Here is a 15,512-nt window from a genome sequence, read left to right on the forward strand (position 1 = left end):
CAGCGCAGCCCCGGCCGGTTCCTGAAGGCGCAGGGCAGGAGTCAGCGTTTGCCGCCGAGCAGGCCGCCCAGCAGCCCGCGCACCAGTTGCCGCCCCAGCCCGCTGGCCACGCTGCGCGCCGCGGTTTTGGCCATGGTTTGCACCAGGCCGTCGTACTGGCCGCCGCGCGGGCCGGTGCGGCCAAACAGGGCCTCGTTGACCACCTGACCCAGGCCGCCACCCGCCGCCGTGGCCGGGGCACCGCCGGGCACCTGGGGCGCGCGCACCGTGCCGGCCGCTGTGCCCGCCGTGTCATCCGCGCCGCCACGGGCCGCTGCGTGGCCCCGCAGCACCTCGTGGGCGCTTTCTCGGTCCAGCACTTTTTCGTACACGCCGGCCACCAGCGAGTCCTGCAACAGCGCCTGGCGCTGCGGCGGAGTGATCGGGCCGATCTGGCTGCCCGGCGGCAGCACATAGACCCGTTCGGTCTCGCACGGCCGGCCCTTGGCGTCCAGCAGGCTCACCAGCGCCTCGCCCACGGCCAGTTCGGTGATGGCCGCTTCGATGTCCAGGCCCGCCTTGGGGCGCATGGTCTGCGCGGTGGCTTTCACCGCCTTCTGGTCGCGCGGGGTGAAGGCGCGCAGCGCGTGCTGCACCCGGTTGCCCAACTGGCCCAGCACGCTGTCGGGGATGTCCAGCGGGTTCTGGGTGACGAAATACACCCCCACGCCCTTGGAGCGCACCAGCCGCACCACCAGTTCGATGCGTTCGACCAGCACCTTGGGCGCCTCGTTGAACAGCAGGTGCGCCTCGTCGAAGAAGAACACCAGCTTGGGCTTGTCGGGGTCGCCGATTTCGGGCAACTGCTCGAACAGTTCGCTCAGCATCCACAGCAGGAAGGTGGCGTACAGGCGCGGCGCGTTCAGCAGCTTGTCCGCGGCGAGGATGTTGACCACCCCCCGGCCGCCCACGGTTTGCATGAAGTCGGCGATGTCGAGCATGGGCTCGCCAAAGAAGCGGTCGCCGCCCTGTTGCTCGATTTGCAGCAGGCCGCGCTGGATGGCCCCCACACTGGCCGCGCTGATGTTGCCGTATTCCGTGGTGAACTGCTTCGCGTGGTCGCCCACGTGCTGCAGCATGGCGCGCAGGTCTTTCAGGTCGAGCAGCAGCAGGCCGTGGTCGTCGGCGATCTTGAACACCAGGTTCAGCACACCGGCCTGGGTGTCGTTCAGGTCCAGCATGCGGGCCAACAACAGGGGGCCCATGTCGCTCACGGTGGCGCGCACCGGGTGGCCTTGTTCGCCGAACACGTCCCACAGGGTGGTGGGGCAGGCCACCGGCTCGGGCAAGGCGATGCCCCGGTCGGCCAGCACCTGGGCCAGCTTGCCGCCGATCTGACCCGCCTGGCTGATGCCGGTGAGGTCGCCCTTGACGTCGGCCATGAAGACCGGCACGCCGATGCGCGAGAAGCCTTCGGCCAGGGTCTGCAGGGTCACGGTCTTGCCGGTACCGGTGGCGCCGGTGATGAGGCCGTGGCGGTTGGCGCGGTCGGGCAGCAGCAGGCATTCGGTGTTGCCGTGGCGGGCGATCAGCAGGGGTTCGGTCATGGCGGCGCTCCGGCGGTGGGTGAAAAGTACAATACCCGGTTATTCAAGAATCAGCGTACACGAAATTCACGAGGGTTTTCATGGCAGGTCATAGCAAATGGGCCAACATCCAGCACCGCAAGGGCCGGCAGGATGAAAAACGCGGCAAGATCTGGACGCGCATCATCCGCGAGATCACGGTGGCGGCGCGCCAGGGCGGCCCCGACCTGAGCGCCAACCCGCGCCTGCGCCTGGCGGTGGACAAGGCCAAGGCCGCCAACATGCCGGCCGACCGCGTCAAGTACAACATCGACAAGGCCTCGGGCGCCTTGCAAGATGTGAACTACGAGGAAATCCGCTACGAGGGCTACGGCATCGGCGGCGCGGCCATCATCGTGGACACCATGACCGACAACCGCGTGCGCACCGTGGCCGAAGTGCGCCACGCCTTCAGCAAATACGGCGGCAACCTGGGCACCGAAGGCTCGGTGGCGTTCCAGTTCAAGCACTGTGGCCAGCTGGTGTTCGCGCCCGGCACCTCCGAAGACCGGGTGATGGAAGTGGCGTTAGAAGCCGGCGCCGAAGACGTGGTGACCGACGACGAGGGCGCGATCGAGGTGCTGACCGCCCCGGCCGACTTTGAAGCGGTGAAGAACGCGCTGGAGGCCGCTGGTCTGACACCCGAGGTGGCCGAGGTGACCATGCGCGCCGACAACACCATCGAACTGGCCGGCGACGACGCCGCCAAGATGCAGAAGCTGCTGGACGTGCTGGAAGACCTGGACGACGTGCAAAACGTCTTCCACAACGCGGAAATCAACGAATGAGCGACAAGATGAAAGTGCTGGTGGTGGGCGGTGGCGGGCGCGAACACGCGCTGGCCTGGAAGATGAAGCAGTCGCCGCGCGTGGCACAGGTTTTCGTGGCCCCGGGCAACGGCGGCACCGCGCTGGACGCTGGCCTGACGAACATCGACATCACCGACGTGCGCGCGCTGCGCGAGTGGGCGCAGGCCGAAGGCGTTGCGCTCACCGTGGTCGGCCCCGAGGCGCCGCTGGCGGCCGGCGTGGTGGATGAGTTCCGCGCCCACGGCCTGGCCATCTTCGGCCCCACGAAGGCGGCCGCGCAGTTGGAAAGCTCCAAGGCTTTCTCCAAAGCCTTCATGAAGCGCCACGGCATCCCCACCGCGTCGTACGAAACCTTCACCGACGCCGCCGCGGCCCACGCCTACGTGGACCGCGAGGGCGCGCCCATCGTGGTCAAGGCCGACGGCCTGGCCGCCGGCAAGGGCGTGGTGGTGGCGATGACCAGTACGGAAGCGCACGAAGCCATCGACTTCATGCTGCTGGACAACAAGCTGGGCGTGGCCCACAACGCCGGGGGCGCGCGGGTGGTGATCGAATCCTTCCTGCAGGGCGAGGAGGCCAGCTTCATCGTGCTGTGCGACGGCAAAACCGTGACCGCCCTGGCCACCAGCCAGGACCACAAGCGCCTGCTGGACGCCGACCAGGGCCCCAACACCGGTGGCATGGGCGCCTATTCGCCCGCGCCGGTGGTGACGCCCGAGGTGCACCGCCGCGCCATGGAAGAAATCATCCTGCCTACCATCAAAGGCATGGAGCAAGACGGCATTCCCTACACCGGCTTCCTGTACGCCGGCCTGATGATCGAGCCCAACGGTTCGGTCAAGACGCTGGAATTCAACTGCCGCATGGGCGACCCGGAAACCCAGCCCATCATGATGCGCCTGCAGAGCGACCTGGCCGAGGTGATGCTGGCCGCGGCCGAACAGCGCCTGAGCGAGATCACCCTGCAGTGGGACGAGCGCTGCGCCCTGGGCGTGGTGCTGGCTGCCCACGGTTACCCGATGCAGCCGCGCAAGGGCGACGCCATCACCCGCCTGCCGGCCGACCAGGCCGATGCGGTCGTGTTCCACGCCGGCACCGCCATGAAAGAGGGCCGGGTGGTCACCTCCGGCGGACGCGTGCTGTGCGCCACGGCGCTGGGGGCCACGGTGGCCGACGCGCAGCGCCGCGCCTACGAACTGGTGGACGGCGTGGCCTTCGAGGGCATGCAGTACCGCCGCGACATCGGCCACCGGGCCTTGCAGGCATGAGCCACGCCCACACCCTGGCCATGCGCGAATACCTGCTGGGCCTGCAGCAGCGCATCACCTCGGCCATTTCCGAAATCGACGGCAAGGCCTTTGTGTCCGACGGCTGGGAAAAAGCGCCGGGCTACGCGCTGCAGGGCAACGGCATCACCCAGATCCTGGAAGACGGCCCGGTGTTCGAGCGCGCGGGTTGCGGGTTTTCGCACGTCAGCGGCCCCAAGCTGCCGCCGTCGGCCACCCAGCACCGGCCGGAGCTGGCGGGTGCGCCGTTCGAGGCGCTGGGCGTGTCGCTGGTGTTCCACCCGCGCAACCCCTACGTGCCCACGGTGCACATGAACGTGCGCATGATCACCGCCACCCCGGTGAACGGCGGCGAGCCGGTGAGCTGGTTCGGCGGCGGCATGGACCTGACACCCTACTACGGGTTCGAAGAAGACGCGGTGCACTTTCACCGCACCTGTGCCAACGCCTTGCAGCCTTTCGGCGCCGACAAATACCCGCGCTTCAAAACCTGGTGCGACGACTACTTCTGCAACAAACACCGGCAGGAGCAGCGCGGCATTGGCGGTGTGTTCTACGACGATTTTTCCGAGTTGGGCTTTGACGGCGGCTTTGCCATGACGCAGGCCGTGGGCGATGCCTTCCTGCACGCCTACCTGCCCATCGTGCAGCGGCGCGTGGCCAGCGCCTACGGCGAGCGCGAGCGCCAGTTCCAGCTCTACCGGCGCGGACGTTACGTCGAATTCAACCTGGTCTGGGACCGGGGCACCCACTTCGGGCTGCAATCCGGTGGGCGCAGCGAGTCCATCCTGCTGTCCATGCCACCGCTGGTGCGCTGGGCCTACAACGAACAACCCGTGCCGGGCACGCCCGAGCACCGGCTGGTCCACGAATTCCTGGTGCGCCGGGATTGGCTGTGACCCCTGCACCGCAGCCGGGCACGCCCCGGCGCGTGGGCATGTTCGGCGGGGCGTTCGACCCGCCGCACTGGGCGCACCGTGCCCTGGCCGAAACCGTGCTGGCACAGCTGCGGCTGGACGTGCTGCACGTGCTGCCCACCGGCCAGGCCTGGCACAAGACCCGCGCCCTGACGCCGGCCGGGCACCGCCTGGCCATGTGCGAGCGCGCCTTCGAGGGCTTGCCCAAGGTGTGCATCGACCCGCGTGAAATTGAGCGGACCGGGCCGTCCTACACCGCCGACACACTGGCCGAACTGGCCCGCCAGTACCCCGGGGCCGAGCTGTTCCTGGTGCTGGGGGCCGATCAGCTGCTGGCCTTCAAGAGCTGGGTGCGCTGGCCCGAGGTGCTGGCCCTGGCCACACTGGCCGTGGCCAACCGTGCCTTGCACATCGGGGCCGACGCCGACCCCGCGCAGCGGCTGGAACAGGACCTGAGCGGCATCGACATCCCGTTTGTGCGCCTGGACATGCCACTGCACAACATCAGCGCCACCGCGGTGCGTGCCCACGTGCACGGCCAGAGCCGGCGCTTCCCCGATCTGGACGTGCTGGTGCCCGCGGGCGTTGCGCGTTATATTTCCGATCACCACCTTTACGAAACGCCTACATGACCAGCGAAACCGCCGTCAAAAAGAACATCCAGAAACTCCAGCGCGCCATTGTGGACGGCCTGGAAGACGTCAAGGCGCAAGACATCCAGGTCTTCAACACCGAGGTGCTGTCGCCGCTGTTCGAACGGGTCATCATCGCCAGCGGCACCTCCAACCGCCAGACCAAGGCCCTGGCGGCCAGCGTGCGCGACGCGGTGCGCGAGGCCGGTTTCGACAAGCCCCGCACCGAGGGCGAGGAAAACGGCGAATGGATCATTGTGGACTGCGGCGCGGCCGTGGTGCACGTGATGCAGCCCAGCATCCGCCAGTACTACCGCCTGGAAGAGATCTGGGGCGACAAGCCGGTGCGTCTGAAGCACGCCGCCCAGGCCAAGGCCCTGGAGCCCAAGCCGGCCGAGCCGAAGCCGGCGAAGCCGAAAACCCGCGCCAAGGCCCCGGCCGCCGCAGCCGAGGCGGCCCCGCGCAAAACCCCGGCCCGCAAAGCCGCTGGTACGGCGGCGCCGGCGCGTTCGGCCGCCCGCCCGGCGGCGGGTGCGGCCGCCACCAAGCCCCGCAGCGCCCGTGCAGCGGGCACCGCGCGCACCGCCAGCGCGCCGGTCGCGGTGGTCAAGGTCAACGCCCCCACGGCCAAGAAGGCCGCGGCCCGCAAGTCTGTGGCCCAGGCCAGCGCGGCGGCCAAGCCCGCGGCCAAGAAGGCGCCGGCGAAAGCGGCCAGCGCTGTTCCGCGCGCCCCGCGCAAGACCCCGGCCGCCGCCAAGCAGGCATGAAGCTGGTCATCGTCGCGGTCGGGCAGCGCATGCCCGACTGGGCCCAGACCGCCTACGACGACTACGCCAAACGCTTCCCGCCCGATTGCCGGGTGGAGGTCAAGACCGTCAAGACCGAGCCACGCGGCTCCAAGACCCTGGACACCCTGCTGGCGGCCGAGCGGGCCCGCATCGAGGCGGCCATCCCCAAAGGCGCCCGGGTGGTGGCGCTGGACGAGCGCGGCACCGGCCTGACCACTGTGGCCCTGGCCAGGCACCTGCGCGAATGGCAGATGGCCGGCGACGACGTGGCCCTGGTCATCGGCGGCCCGGACGGGCTGGACCCCGCCTTCAAGGCCGCGGCGCACCTGCGCATCCGCCTGTCCGACCTGACGCTGCCCCACGCCATGGCGCGGGTGCTGCTGATCGAGCAGCTCTACCGGGCCTGGTCGGTCAACGCCAACCACCCTTACCACCGGGAGTGACGACATGCCCCCCGCCACCGGCGAAGCCGCCGCCCCTTGGGTGTACCTCGCTTCGCAAAGCCCGCGCCGGCGCGACCTGCTGACCCAGTGGGGCGTGCGCTGCGAGGCGCTGTTGCCCGACGCCGACGAAGACGCCGAGGCGCTGGAGGCGGTGCGCCCGGCCGAGGCGCCGGCGCACTACGTGCAGCGCGTCACCCGCCACAAGCTGGACGCCGCCGTGGCACGGCTGCAGCGCCGTGGCCTGCCACCGGGGCCGGTGCTGTGCGCCGACACCACGGTGGCGCTAGGCCGCGACATTTTGGGCAAGCCAGCGTCCAAGGCCGACGCGCAGCGCATGCTGCAGCGCCTGGCCGGACGCACCCACCAGGTGCTGACCGCGGTGGCCGTGGCCCACAAGGGCCAGGTCTGGCAGGCGCTGAGCCGCTCGCAGGTGACCTTTGGCGAATGGAGTGCGGCCGACATCCGCCGCTACGTGGACACCGGCGAGCCCATGGGCAAGGCCGGCGCCTACGGCATCCAGGGCCTGGCCGGGCTGTGGGTGCAGCGCATCAGCGGCAGCTACACCGGCATCATGGGCCTGCCCGCCTACGAGACGGCGCAGGTGCTGCGCGCCGCCGGTCTGCGTCTGCTGTAATCGCGGCATGGCACAAGACATACTCATCAACTGGTCGCCGCAGGAAACCCGCGTGGCGGTGGTGGAGCAGGGCGCGGTGCAGGAGGTGCACATCGAGCGCACGCTGGAGCGCGGCCTGGTCGGCAACATCTACCTGGGCAAGGTCTCGCGCGTGCTGCCCGGCATGCAGTCGGCCTTCATCGACGTGGGGCTGGACCGCGCGGCGTTTCTGCACGTGGCCGACCTGCTGCCCAACATCACCGCGCGCCACGCCGGCAAGGACAAGGCGCCCCTGGTGGCCAGTGGCCAGGCCGCGGCCGACGGCGCACCGGCCGTGGCCGCCGCCGCCAACGCCGCCGGGGTGCTGCCGATCGAGCGGCAGATCTTCGAGGGCCAGGCGCTGATGGTGCAGGTGCTCAAGGACCCGATCGGCACCAAAGGCGCGCGGCTGACGGCGCAGATCAGCATCGCCGGGCGGCTGCTGGTGTTTCTGCCGCAGGACAAGCACCTCGGTGTCTCGCAAAAAATCCCCTACGCCCAGCGCGAGGCGCTGCGCCAGCGGCTGGTGGCCCTCACCGCCGACGGCGGAGGCGGCTTCATCCTGCGCACCAACGCCGAGGACGCCAGCGACGAGGAGCTGGCCGAGGACATCGCCTACCTGCGCAAGACCTGGGCGCACATCAAGGCCTCGGCCGCGCGCCAGCCGCCGGCCACCCTGCTGCACCAGGACCTGACCCTGCTGCAGCGGGTGTTGCGCGACCTGGTGGGGGCGCAGACCCAGTCCATCCATGTCGACTCGCGCGAGCAGCACGAGGGGCTGCAGGCCTTTGCCCGCGAGTACATGCCGAGCACGCTGGAGCGCCTGCGGCTCTACAGCGGCGAGCGCCCGATCTTCGACCTGTACCACATCGACGAGGACATGGCCCGCGCCCTGGGGCGCCGGGTGGACCTGAAGTCCGGCGGCTACCTGGTGATCGACCAGACCGAGGCGTTGACCACGGTGGACGTGAACACCGGCGGTTTCGTGGGGGCACGCAACTTCGACGACACGGTGTTCCGCACCAACCTGGAGGCCGCGCAGGCCATCGCCCGCCAACTGCGGTTGCGCAACCTGGGCGGCATCGTCATCGTGGACTTCATCGACATGGTGCGCGAAGACCACCGCGAGGCGGTGCTGGCCGAGTTCCGCAAGCAGCTCGCTCGGGACCGGGTCAAGACCATGATCGGCGGGTTTTCGCAGCTGGGCCTGGTGGAGATGACGCGCAAGCGCACCCGCGAGTCGCTGGCGCAGCTGTTGAGCGAACCCTGCGCCGCCTGCGGTGGCAAGGGCCAGGTCAAGACCGCCCGCACCGTCTGCTACGACGTGCTGCGCGAAATCCTGCGCGAAGCGCGCGCCTTCAACCCGCGCGAGTTCCGCGTGGTGGCCTCGCCCCAGGTGATCGAGCTGTTCCTGGACGAGGAAAGCGCCCACCTGGCCGGCCTGAGCGATTTCATCGGCAAGCCGATTTCGCTGCAGAGCGAGGGCAGCATGACGCAGGAGCAGTACGACATCGTGCTGCTCTGAGCTGGCGCTTCAGCCGCCGTCGGCCAGGGTCTCGCGGCCCAGGCTTTGCGCCTGCAGGCGGGCGTAGGCGCCTTGGGCGGCCAGCAGTTCGGTGTGGGTGCCCTGTTCGACGATCTGCCCGTCGGCCAGCACCACCACCCGGTCCGCGTGCTCGATGGTGGAGAGCCGGTGCGCGATGACCAGCGTGGTGCGCCCGCGCATCAGCCGCGCCAGGGCTTCCTGCACCAGCCGTTCGGATTCGTTGTCCAACGCCGAGGTGGCTTCGTCCAGAATGAGCAGGGGGGCGTTCTTGTACACCGCCCGGGCGATGGCCAGGCGCTGGCGCTGGCCGCCCGACAGCTCGGTGGCGTTGTGGCCGACCACGGTGTGCAGGCCCTGCGGCAGTTTCTGCACCAGCTCGCCCAGGTTGGCCGCCTCCAGGGCCGACCGCACCCGGGCCTCGTCCACCGTGTCGCCCAGGGCCACGTTGTGGGCCAGCGTGTCGTTGAGCATCACCACGTCCTGGCTGACCATGGCGAACTGGGTGCGCAGGTTGCCCAGGTCCCAGTCGGGCAGGGGCACGCCGTCCAGGCGGACCTGGCCCGTGCTGGCCTCGACAAAGCGTGGCAGCAGGTTGGCCAGCGTCGTTTTGCCCGAACCCGAGGGGCCGACCAGGGCCACCACCTCGCCGGGGCGCAGGTGCAGGTCGATGCCGCGCAGCGCCGCGCCCGGCTTGTCGCCGTAGCGCACCCACACGCCCTCCAGGGCCACCTCGCCCCGGGCGCGCGGCGTGCGGTGCGTGCCGCCGGTCTGCTCGGCGGTCTGCTCGATCAGCGCCAGCCCGCGCTCCAGCGCCGCCAGGCCCCGGGTGATGGTGCCGGCCAGGTCCGAGAGCTGGCGGATCGGGGTGATCAGCATCAGCATGGCGGTGACGAAGCCGACAAAGCCGCCCACGGTGGCGCCGCTGCCGCTCTGCCACAGCGCCACCATCACCACCGCCGACAGGGCCGCGGCGGCCAGCAGCTGGCTCAGCGGCGTCATGGCCGAAGCGGCCACGGTGGACTTCATGGCCAGCCGGCGCAGGGCCTGGTTGAGTCCCTCGAAACGCTCGGCCTGCTGGGCCTGGGCGCCGTGCAGGCGCACCATGCGGTGGGCCAGCACGTTTTCCTCCACCACGTAGGCCAGCTCGTCGGTGGCGTGCTGGCTGCTGCGGGTGATGTGGTAGAGCCGTTTGGACAGGGCGCGCATGACCCAGGCCAGCGGTGGGAACAGCGCCAGCACGATGAGCGTCAGCGCCCAGTTGAGGTAAAGCAGGTAGACCAGCAGGGCGGCGATGGTCAGCACCGTGCGCACGCTGGTCAGCAGCGCCCCGACCAGCAGGGTGGTACCGCCTTGCACCTCGTACACCAGGGTGTTGGACAGCTTGCTGGCGCTTTGCTGCGCGAACAGCTCCAGCCGGGCGCTGTTGAGCCGGGCGAACATGGCCCGGCGCAGCGTCACCATGCCCTGGGTGGCGGTGTGGTTCAGGCCGTAGTTGGCCAGGAAGGTGGCCACCCCGCGCAGCGTGAACAGGCCCATCAGCGCGGCCGGCACCATCCACAGCGGGAAGGCGTCGGCGGCAAAGCCCTGGTCCAGCAGGGCCTTGAGCAAGGCGGGAATGGCCGGCTCGGTCAGCGCCGCAAGCAAGGTGCCGGCCAGGGCCAGCCCCAGGCCGGCGCGGCCCTGGCGGAAGTAGGGCCACAGGCGGCGCAGGCGTTGCGGCAGCGGCGGGGCGGCGGCGGGGGAAGGGGGCGTGTCGGTCAAGGTCTGGGCCGCGTCGGGTCTGGGTGGGCGTGGTGCCCCGTCCGGGAACCTTTCTGGCACAAAGGGTCACAGGGGGACGTGGCGTGTCCGGTATTATCGGCGCGACCGATTCCACTTTGCCCACTGGCCCCCGCCAGCACCCACCGCCATGCCTTTGACGTCCGCCCGCCCGCTGCCCGCCCTTGACCGCCGCCAGTGCCTGACCTGGTTGGGCGGGGCCGGTGTCTGGGCCGCCAGCGGCAGCGGCTGGGCCCAGTTCCGGGTCGAGGTGTCGGGGGTGGGGCTGCAGCAGATCCCGTTCGCCATCGCCCCGTTCAAGACCGTGGCCGGGGTGCCGCAGGACGTGGCCGCCATCGTGCGCGCCGACCTGGAGCGCAGCGGCCAGTTGCGCCACACGCCCGGCAGCACCGCGGTGCTCGACGAGATGGCGCGCCCCGACCTGGGCCCCTGGCGCAGCAGCGGCGCCGACGCCCTGCTGACCGGCAGCGTGGCGCGCCTGGCCGACGGCCGTTACGACGTGCGCTTCCGCCTCTGGGACGTGGTGCGCGCCCAGGACCTGGGCGGGGTCAGTTTCCCGGTGGCCGCGGCCGACCTGCGCCTGGCCGCCCACCGCGTGGCCGACTACGTCTATGAAAAACTCATCGGCGACCCCGGCGTGTTTTCCACCCGCATTGCCTACGTCTCCAAGCAGGGCGAGCGCCACCAGCTGTGGGTGGCCGACGCCGACGGCGAAAACGCCCAGTCCGCCCTGGCCAGCCCGGAGCCCATCATTTCTCCGGCCTGGGCACCCAACGGCACACAACTGGCCTACGTGTCGTTCGAGTCGCGCAAGCCGGTCATCTACACCCACGAGGTGGCCACCGGCCGGCGTCGCTTGCTGGCCAGCTTCCGCGGGTCCAACAGCGCGCCGGCCTGGTCGCCCGACGGTCGCCAGGTGCTGGCCACCCTGACCCTGGGCGGCAGTTCCCAGATTTACGCGCTGGACCCCAACGGCGGCCAGCCGCAGCGCTTGACGCAGACCAGCGGCATCGACACCGAACCGGCGTTCTCGCCCGACGGCAAGAGTGTGTACTTCGTCAGCGACCGGGGCGGCTCGCCGCAGATTTACCGCATGGCCAGCAATGGCCGCGACGTCACCCGCGTCACCTTCGATGGCAACTACAACATCTCGCCCGCGATCAGCCCCGACGGCCGCTCCATGGCCTTCGTGGCGCGGGTCGGCGGCGCCTTCAAGCTGCGCGTCATGGACCTGGCCAGCGGCAACTTCAACACCCTGACCGACACCACCGCCGACGAAAGCCCCAGCTTCGCGCCCAACAGCCGCCTCATCATGTATGCCACCAAGGTGCAGGGCCGCGAGTCGCTGATGACCACCACGCTCGACGGCCGCATCAAGACCCGCCTGGCCAGCGTGCCCGGCAGCATCCGCGAGCCCGACTGGGGCCCGTTCCTGCGCTGACCTGCCCCCTTTTCTTTCACCCCACCCGTTCCACCCCTTCCTGCACACCATGTCTGCACGCCTTCACTCCCCCACCCACATCCTGTCGGCCCCGTCCGTTTTTGCGTCCCGTTGGCGGCTGGGCCTGGCCGGCGCGCTGGTGGCGGCCTTGCTCGCCGGTTGCGGCTCCAGCGTCAAGCTCGATGAGAACGTGCCGGTCTCGGACCGCTCCGGCGTGCCGGTGGACCAGGTCGGGGCCGGGGGCGGTGCAACTGGCCTGCCCGGCGGCGACCCGCGCGGCGTGACCGGCGTGCAGGCCGGCGCGGACGCCCTGGGTCAGCCCCCAAAGAACCTGGCGCGGGTCATCTACTTCGACTACGACGACTTTTCCGTGCGCGCCGAATTCGGGGCGACGCTGGAAGGCCACGCCCGCTTCCTGAACGCCGACCGCCAGCGCCGCGTGGTGCTCGAAGGCCACACCGACGAGCGCGGTGGCCGCGAATACAACCTGGCCCTGGGCCAGAAGCGTGCCGACGCGGTGCGCCGTTCGCTGACCCTGCTGGGCGTGGCCGAGGCGCAGGTCGAATCGGTGAGCTTTGGCAAGGAAAAGCCGGCCAATCCCGGCGCCGACGAGGAGGCCTACCGCCTCAACCGCCGGGTGGAACTGAGCTACCGCTGATGAGCGCGACCGACCTGTGGACGCGCCCCGGCCGGTTCCGTGCGGCCTGTCGGCCGCTGGTGCTGGCACTGGGCCTGTGGGCCGCGGCGGGCAGCGGCCACGCCGCGCTGTTCGGTGACGACGAGGCGCGCCGGGCCATCATCGACCTGCGCGCGCGGGTTGAGGCCAACCGCCAGGCCGCCGAGGCGGCCGACCGACAGCTGACCCAGGAGCTGGACAACGGCATCTCGCCGCTGCGCCGCAGCCTGCTCGACCTGGTCAACCAGATCGAAGGCCTGCGCCGTGAGGTGGCCGAGTTGCGCGGCCAGAACGAGCGCCTGGCGCGCGACCTGGCCGAACTGCAGCGCCAGCAGCGGGACGTCACCGGCGCCATCGACCAGCGGCTGCGGCCATTGGAGCCGGTCCAGGTGACGCTGGAGGGCCAGGAGTTCACCGCCAAGCCCGAGGAAAAGGCCGCTTTCGAGGCGGCCATGACCGCGTTGCGCGCCGCCGATTTTGCCGGCGCGGTGCAACAGCACGGCCAGTTCCTGACGCGCTACCCCAACAGCGGCTACGTGCCGGTGGCCTTGTACTGGCAGGGCAACGCCCAGTACGCCCTGCGCAGCTACAAACCGGCCATCGACAGCTACCAGCGCTTGCTGAGTCTGGCGCCCAAGCACCCGCGGGCGCCCGAGGCCCTGCTGGCCATCGCCAACTGCCACTTGGAACTCAAGGACGCGCGCAGCGCCAAGGCCACGCTGCAGAACGTGGTCAAGACCTACCCGGATTCTGAGGCCGCCGTCGCGGCCAAGGACCGCCTGGCCCGCCTGCGCTGACCCTTCGCGCCCGACCCCAGGCCCGTGCCCGGTGGGCGCGGGCCTCTACAATCCGCGGCATGGAAATTTCCGACATCCAACACCTCCACACGCAGGTGCTGTGGGCCGCCTTTGCCGTGTCGATCGCGTTCGGGCTCATTGCCCAGCGCACCCACTTCTGCACCATGGGCGCCGTCAGCGACATCGTCAACATGGGCGACTGGACCCGCATGCGCATGTGGGGCATGGCCGTGGGCGTGGCCATGGTGGCTTTTCACACCATGGCCTGGCTGGGCTGGATCGACCCGGCCCAGACCATCTACGCCGGGGGCCGGGTGATCTGGTTGTCGGCTCTGGTGGGCGGGGCGCTGTTCGGTTTTGGCATGGTGCTGGGTTCGGGTTGCGGCAGCAAGACGCTGGTGCGCATCGGCGCCGGCAGCCTCAAGTCGCTGGTGGTGTTTTTCGTCATGGGCGTGGCCGCCTTTGCCACGCTGCGCGGCCTGACCGCGGTGCTGCGGGTGAACACCGTGGACCGGGTCGCTTTTGACCTGTCGCCCGGCAGCAGCGTGGTGGCCTGGCTGGCCCAGGCGCAAGGCTGGGCGCCGGCCGAGACCGGCCTGTGGCTGGGCGGGGCCGTGGGGCTGGCGCTGGTGGGGTGGGCGTTGCTCGGCACCGGCTTTCGCACCGACGCCAACAACTGGCTGGCGGGCCTGGGCATTGGCGCCACGGTGGCGGCCATGTGGTGGGTGACCGGCCGGCTCGGCTTTGTCGCCGAGCACCCGGACACCTTGGAGGCGGTGTACCTGGCCACCAACTCCGGCCGCATGGAGTCGCTCACCTTCACCGCGCCCATGGCCTACACGCTGGACTGGCTGATTTACTTCAGCGACAGCTCCAAGGTGCTGACGCTGGCGGTGGTGTCGGTGCTGGGGGTGGTGGCCGGTGCCTGGCTGTACGCGGTGGCGACCCGCACCTTCCGATGGGAGGGCTTTCGCAGCACCCAGGACACGGCGCTGCACCTGGTGGGGGCCCTGTGCATGGGTGTGGGCGGCGTCACCGCCATGGGCTGCACCGTGGGCCAGGGCCTGTCGGGCCTGTCCACCCTGAGCCTGACCAGCGTGTTCGCGGTGGTTGGCATCCTGGCCGGGGCGGTGGGGGGCCTGCGTTTCCAGATGTGGCTGTTGGAACGTGAGTGAATCCCCGACCGCCGGCGTGGACCACGCCGGCTTTGAGCGCCGCTTCGGCGGCCTGCGCCGCCTGTATGGCCCCGCCGGGGCGCAGCGGATTTTCGACGCCCACGTGCTGGTGGTCGGCATCGGCGGCGTGGGCTCTTGGGCGACCGAGGCGCTGGCGCGCAGCGGTGTGGGCTGCCTCACGCTGGTCGATCTGGACCACGTGGGCGAGTCCAACACCAACCGCCAGGTGCACGCCCTGACCGCGCAATTTGGCCGGGCCAAGGTGGACGCCATGCGCGAACGCATCGCGGGCATCCACCCCTGGGCGGCGGTGCACACGGTGGACGATTTCGTGACCCCCGACAACTGGGCCGGACTGGCGGAACAGGCGTTGGCCCGCGGCCGGCCGCTGGTGGTGCTGGACGCCTGCGACCAGATGTCGGCCAAGGTGGCGATGGCGGCGTGGGCGCTGCGTGCCCAGGTGCCCTTGGTGAGCGTGGGGGCGGCGGGTGGTAAGCGCCGGGGCGACCGGGTGGAGGTGGGCGACCTGAACGCCACCACCCACGACCCACTGCTGGCCCAACTGCGCTACCGCCTGCGCAAACACCACGCGGCCGCGCGCACCGGCGCCATGGGCGTGACCTGTGTGTTCAGCCGCGAAGCGGTGGCCCCGCCAGACGCCGCGTGCGCCGTGGACGGTGCGGCAGACGGCTCGCTGAACTGCCACGGCTACGGCTCCAGCGTGGCGGTGACGGCGACCTTCGGCCTGTGCGCCGCCGGCTGGGTCATGGACGGTTTGGCCAGCGGGGCCTTGGCCGGCAAAAAAATGGGGGCCTCGTCAAAAACGCCAAAAAAAGGATTAGAATTTAAGGCTTAGCAGCAAGCAACGCTTGTTGCCACGGTTTCCGGTGGGGTCGTTAGCTCAGTTGGTAGAGCAGCGGACTTTTAATCCGTAGGTCGCGTGTTCGAGTCACGCACGACCCACCAT

At 70.1% G+C, this 15,512-nt stretch carries 15 protein-coding genes and 1 tRNA gene; 14 read left to right on the top strand and 2 right to left on the bottom strand.

What is annotated here, in order from left to right; genetic code table 11:
* Nucleotides 1-41: 41 nt before the first annotated feature.
* Nucleotides 42-1,586 carry a helicase HerA-like domain-containing protein gene (locus HA630_RS05500; protein ID WP_166833074.1) on the bottom strand — a complete coding sequence of 515 codons (1,545 nt, stop codon included), beginning with the start codon at nucleotides 1,584-1,586 and terminating at the stop codon, nucleotides 42-44.
* Nucleotides 1,587-1,666: 80 nt separating this feature from the next.
* Between HA630_RS05500 and HA630_RS05505 the strand changes: the two genes are divergently transcribed.
* The 8 genes from HA630_RS05505 to rng are packed head-to-tail and all read left to right on the top strand — an operon-like array spanning nucleotide 1,667 to nucleotide 8,656.
* Nucleotides 1,667-2,392 (top strand): YebC/PmpR family DNA-binding transcriptional regulator, encoded by a 726-nt coding sequence (locus tag HA630_RS05505; RefSeq protein ID WP_166833075.1) that lies wholly within the window; start codon nucleotides 1,667-1,669, stop codon nucleotides 2,390-2,392.
* 8 nt (nucleotides 2,393-2,400) lie between these two features.
* Complete coding sequence (gene purD, locus HA630_RS05510) at nucleotides 2,401-3,681, top strand: phosphoribosylamine--glycine ligase (protein WP_166833104.1); 1,281 nt, start codon at nucleotides 2,401-2,403, stop codon at nucleotides 3,679-3,681.
* On the top strand, nucleotides 3,678-4,598 hold the full coding sequence (gene hemF, locus HA630_RS05515) for an oxygen-dependent coproporphyrinogen oxidase (protein ID WP_166833077.1): 921 nt from the start codon (nucleotides 3,678-3,680) through the stop codon (nucleotides 4,596-4,598). The genes purD and hemF overlap by 4 nt, the downstream gene beginning before the upstream one ends.
* On the top strand, nucleotides 4,595-5,248 hold the full coding sequence (gene nadD / locus HA630_RS05520) for a nicotinate (nicotinamide) nucleotide adenylyltransferase (RefSeq protein ID WP_371809206.1): 654 nt from the start codon (nucleotides 4,595-4,597) through the stop codon (nucleotides 5,246-5,248). Before hemF ends, nadD begins: the two co-directional genes overlap by 4 nt.
* The gene (gene rsfS, locus HA630_RS05525; protein WP_166833079.1) at nucleotides 5,245-6,015 is read left to right on the top strand and encodes a ribosome silencing factor; all 771 of its coding nucleotides are present in this window, start codon (nucleotides 5,245-5,247) and stop codon (nucleotides 6,013-6,015) included. The genes nadD and rsfS overlap by 4 nt, the downstream gene beginning before the upstream one ends.
* Nucleotides 6,012-6,479 (top strand): 23S rRNA (pseudouridine(1915)-N(3))-methyltransferase RlmH, encoded by a 468-nt coding sequence (gene rlmH, locus HA630_RS05530; RefSeq protein WP_166833081.1) that lies wholly within the window; start codon nucleotides 6,012-6,014, stop codon nucleotides 6,477-6,479. Before rsfS ends, rlmH begins: the two co-directional genes overlap by 4 nt.
* A 4-nt stretch (nucleotides 6,480-6,483) precedes the next feature.
* Nucleotides 6,484-7,113, top strand: coding sequence for a nucleoside triphosphate pyrophosphatase (locus HA630_RS05535; RefSeq protein ID WP_166833083.1), 630 nt, complete (start codon nucleotides 6,484-6,486; stop codon nucleotides 7,111-7,113).
* A 7-nt stretch (nucleotides 7,114-7,120) separates the two neighbouring features.
* Nucleotides 7,121-8,656 (top strand): ribonuclease G, encoded by a 1,536-nt coding sequence (rng, locus tag HA630_RS05540; RefSeq protein ID WP_166833085.1) that lies wholly within the window; start codon nucleotides 7,121-7,123, stop codon nucleotides 8,654-8,656.
* Nucleotides 8,657-8,665: 9 nt separating this feature from the next.
* Here the strand turns inward: rng and msbA are convergent, their stop codons facing one another.
* Nucleotides 8,666-10,438, bottom strand: a complete 1,773-nt coding sequence (msbA, locus tag HA630_RS05545; RefSeq protein WP_166833087.1) for a lipid A export permease/ATP-binding protein MsbA — start codon at nucleotides 10,436-10,438, stop codon at nucleotides 8,666-8,668.
* Between the two features lie 148 nt (nucleotides 10,439-10,586).
* On the opposite strand from msbA, the gene tolB reads away from it, so the two are divergent.
* The 6 genes from tolB to HA630_RS05575 all read left to right on the top strand — a co-directional run bounded on the left by tolB (nucleotide 10,587) and on the right by HA630_RS05575 (nucleotide 15,511).
* Nucleotides 10,587-11,897, top strand: a complete 1,311-nt coding sequence (gene tolB / locus HA630_RS05550; RefSeq protein ID WP_166833089.1) for a Tol-Pal system beta propeller repeat protein TolB — start codon at nucleotides 10,587-10,589, stop codon at nucleotides 11,895-11,897.
* A 49-nt stretch (nucleotides 11,898-11,946) separates the two neighbouring features.
* Nucleotides 11,947-12,555 (top strand): peptidoglycan-associated lipoprotein Pal, encoded by a 609-nt coding sequence (gene pal, locus HA630_RS05555; protein WP_166833091.1) that lies wholly within the window; start codon nucleotides 11,947-11,949, stop codon nucleotides 12,553-12,555.
* Nucleotides 12,555-13,370 carry a tol-pal system protein YbgF gene (ybgF, locus tag HA630_RS05560; protein ID WP_166833093.1) on the top strand — a complete coding sequence of 272 codons (816 nt, stop codon included), beginning with the start codon at nucleotides 12,555-12,557 and terminating at the stop codon, nucleotides 13,368-13,370. The genes pal and ybgF overlap by 1 nt, the downstream gene beginning before the upstream one ends.
* 59 nt (nucleotides 13,371-13,429) lie before the next feature.
* Nucleotides 13,430-14,545, top strand: a complete 1,116-nt coding sequence (locus HA630_RS05565) for a YeeE/YedE family protein (RefSeq protein WP_166833095.1) — start codon at nucleotides 13,430-13,432, stop codon at nucleotides 14,543-14,545.
* Entirely contained in the window at nucleotides 14,538-15,401 is an 864-nt protein-coding gene (locus HA630_RS05570) for a ThiF family adenylyltransferase (protein WP_166833097.1), read from the top strand. The genes HA630_RS05565 and HA630_RS05570 overlap by 8 nt, the downstream gene beginning before the upstream one ends.
* Before the next feature lie 34 nt (nucleotides 15,402-15,435).
* A tRNA-Lys gene (locus HA630_RS05575) sits at nucleotides 15,436-15,511 on the top strand.
* Nucleotide 15,512: the final 1 nt, after the last annotated feature.

The organism is Aquabacterium sp. A08, assembly GCF_011742065.1.

Bases quoted from the DNA above. Each gene is read 5' to 3' on its own strand.
- HA630_RS05500 (WP_166833074.1), bottom strand. From the start codon at position 1,586: ATGACCGAACCCCTGCTGATCGCCCGCCACGGCAACACCGAATGCCTG.
- HA630_RS05505 (WP_166833075.1), top strand. From the start codon at position 1,667: ATGGCAGGTCATAGCAAATGGGCCAACATCCAGCACCGCAAGGGCCGG.
- purD (WP_166833104.1), top strand. From the start codon at position 2,401: ATGAAAGTGCTGGTGGTGGGCGGTGGCGGGCGCGAACACGCGCTGGCC.
- hemF (WP_166833077.1), top strand. From the start codon at position 3,678: ATGAGCCACGCCCACACCCTGGCCATGCGCGAATACCTGCTGGGCCTG.
- rsfS (WP_166833079.1), top strand. From the start codon at position 5,245: ATGACCAGCGAAACCGCCGTCAAAAAGAACATCCAGAAACTCCAGCGC.
- rlmH (WP_166833081.1), top strand. From the start codon at position 6,012: ATGAAGCTGGTCATCGTCGCGGTCGGGCAGCGCATGCCCGACTGGGCC.
- HA630_RS05535 (WP_166833083.1), top strand. From the start codon at position 6,484: ATGCCCCCCGCCACCGGCGAAGCCGCCGCCCCTTGGGTGTACCTCGCT.
- rng (WP_166833085.1), top strand. From the start codon at position 7,121: ATGGCACAAGACATACTCATCAACTGGTCGCCGCAGGAAACCCGCGTG.
- tolB (WP_166833089.1), top strand. From the start codon at position 10,587: ATGCCTTTGACGTCCGCCCGCCCGCTGCCCGCCCTTGACCGCCGCCAG.
- pal (WP_166833091.1), top strand. From the start codon at position 11,947: ATGTCTGCACGCCTTCACTCCCCCACCCACATCCTGTCGGCCCCGTCC.
- ybgF (WP_166833093.1), top strand. From the start codon at position 12,555: ATGAGCGCGACCGACCTGTGGACGCGCCCCGGCCGGTTCCGTGCGGCC.
- HA630_RS05565 (WP_166833095.1), top strand. From the start codon at position 13,430: ATGGAAATTTCCGACATCCAACACCTCCACACGCAGGTGCTGTGGGCC.